Raw genomic sequence first — 2,150 nt, 5'->3', positions numbered from 1 at the left:
GATTTGGACGGTTCCGCCGACCATGTCGGCATTGTGATCGGCACAGACGGGAGCCGGGTCTATACGGTGGAGGGCAATTCCGGCGACGCCTGCAAAATCAAAAGCTATGACCTGAATTACCAGTGCATCAAGGGCTACGGCCTGATGAACTGGAACTAAACCATGTGGGAAGGAGTGTTACAGATGGCAACGAACAAAATCGACCGGATTGACCGGGAGATCGCAAAGACCCGCGAAAAGCTGGCGGAATACCAGAACAAGCTGCGGGAATTGGAGGCGCAGAAAACCGAGGCGGAGAACCTGCAAATCGTCCAGCTGGTGCGGGCGGTCCGCATGACCCCGCAGGAACTGAACGCGCTGCTGTCCGGCGGCGGGATTCCCGGCGTGGGAACGCCTGCGCCAGACGCCCAGGAAAAGGAGGAAAATCACGATGAAATCTAAAAAACTATTGCGGACACTGGCCGCGCTTTGCACCGCCCTGGTTCTTATGGGCGGTTTTTCTGTCCCCGCCTACGCGGGCGGCGGCGGGGAACCGGCTGATGAAACCAACGATTCCAACGTACAGGTGGAGCAGCCGGAGGAAACGCCGCCCCTCACCCCGGATGGCAACGCCACCCTGGTGGACGATTACGGCGGGAACAAGCAGCTGATTACCGTTACCACCAAAAACGGCAACTACTTCTACATCCTGGTGGACCGGGATGACGAGGGGGAAAACACCGTCCATTTTCTCAACCAGGTGGACGAGGCCGATCTGATGGCGCTGATGGAGGACGGGGACAGCGAGGAGCCTCCCGCTGTTTGCGGCTGCACCGAAAAATGTCAGGCAGGCGCAATCAACCGGAACTGCCCGGTCTGCGCCTTTACCATGACAAGCTGTACCGGCAAGGCGGCGGAACCGGAGGAGCCGCCTGCAGCGGAGCCGGAACCGGAGAAAAAGTCCGGCATGAATCCGGCTGTCCTGCTTTTGGTTGTGGCTCTGTTAGGCGGCGGGGGCGCGCTCTACTACTTCAAGTTTATGAAGAACAAGCCGAAAACCAAAGGCCCGGACAATCTGGACGATTATGACTACGGCGATGAGGAAGATGAGCTGTGGGAATCCGAGGAGGGCGCGGAGGAGGAACCGGAGGAAAGTGAGGAAGAACCGGAATGACCCGCTTCACCGACAGCCCCTTTGAGCGCATGATGACACAGAAACCGGAGGGCAGGAAGAAAACTTCCCGCCCTCCTTCTTTACCCAAAAGCCACCCCTGCTATGGCTGCGGCAACTACGGGAGGCCCTGTGTGGGATTCTGCCACCGGGAACTGGAAAAGCAGCTGAAAGAAAGGAGAGATCGGAAATGAAGTATCTTATTTTATTTATCAAAATCGTTGCTGTTTTTGACCTGTGCTGTCTGGCGGTGTATCTGGGCGGCGATATTCTGACTGCCCTGACACGCAAACTTCGGAAAAAGCCTGCACAGAGCGACGACCTCTATGACTTTTCTATGGATGGCGACACAGCCGCCCCGCTGTCCATAGATTCCATCCGCCAGCTGTACTCCGGCGATGTGGAAACTTTTGTAGAAGAAAGGCTTCTGCCGGACGCCGCAAAGACGATGGAGGCTTTAACGGAACGGGAACAGACAGCGGCCCGCCTGCTTTTATGCGCCCTGATCGGCTATCTGAAAGAAGAAGCCCGCATGGACGAGCAGAGTTTTCCGATGGTGATGGAACTGCTGAAATATATGGAGGGGGAAAAAGAGGAAGGCTGCCAGGACCCGGTGGACTGGCTGCTGGAGGACGCCAACAGCCGCGCGCACCGGCATGAGTCCTATTACAGCGATTATCAACGCTACCAGCTGATGCAGGTGGATAAAAAACGTGTCATTCTGGCCTGCCGTATCCTCATCAATGATCTGGTAGGAAAACTGTACCGATATGATTACCGGTTCGGCTATGACCTGATGCTGACAGAGGACAACAGCATTGAGGAAAAGCTGCGTACATCTATGCGGGAAGAATGGGAGGATGAAGATTATGCGCCTTGTGATTGCTGAAAAACCGTCGGTGGCCCAAAGCCTGTCCGCTGTAATCGGGGCCAATGCCCGCAAGGACGGGTATCTGGAAGGGAACGGCTGGCGGGTCAGCTGGTGCGTGGGGCATCTGGC

Annotated in this window: 4 protein-coding genes; all 4 read left to right on the top strand. The window is 56.6% G+C overall.

The genetic code is table 11. The annotated features are described in order from the left end of the window. Positions 1–183: 183 nt before the first annotated feature. Genes C814_RS21085 through C814_RS21070 form a run of 4 tightly spaced genes read left to right on the top strand, consistent with a single transcriptional unit; the run spans position 184 to position 2,039 of the window. Positions 184–441 (top strand): DUF4315 family protein, encoded by a 258-nt coding sequence (locus C814_RS21085; RefSeq protein WP_016317486.1) that lies wholly within the window; start codon positions 184–186, stop codon positions 439–441. Next, positions 431–1,153: a DUF4366 domain-containing protein gene (locus C814_RS21080; protein ID WP_016317485.1), complete on the top strand. Its 723-nt coding sequence runs from the start codon at positions 431–433 to the stop codon at positions 1,151–1,153. The genes C814_RS21085 and C814_RS21080 overlap by 11 nt, the downstream gene beginning before the upstream one ends. Beyond that, positions 1,150–1,344: a hypothetical protein gene (locus C814_RS21075; protein WP_004054605.1), complete on the top strand. Its 195-nt coding sequence runs from the start codon at positions 1,150–1,152 to the stop codon at positions 1,342–1,344. The genes C814_RS21080 and C814_RS21075 overlap by 4 nt, the downstream gene beginning before the upstream one ends. Beyond that, on the top strand, positions 1,341–2,039 hold the full coding sequence (locus C814_RS21070) for a hypothetical protein (RefSeq protein WP_016317484.1): 699 nt from the start codon (positions 1,341–1,343) through the stop codon (positions 2,037–2,039). Before C814_RS21075 ends, C814_RS21070 begins: the two co-directional genes overlap by 4 nt. Positions 2,040–2,150: the final 111 nt, after the last annotated feature.

It is taken from the genome of Anaerotruncus sp. G3(2012), from assembly GCF_000403395.2.
Taxonomy (GTDB): Bacteria; Bacillota; Clostridia; order Oscillospirales; family Ruminococcaceae; genus Anaerotruncus.
Note: the sequence above shows the minus strand (reverse complement) of the source record. Positions and strands in the feature narration are given on the sequence as shown.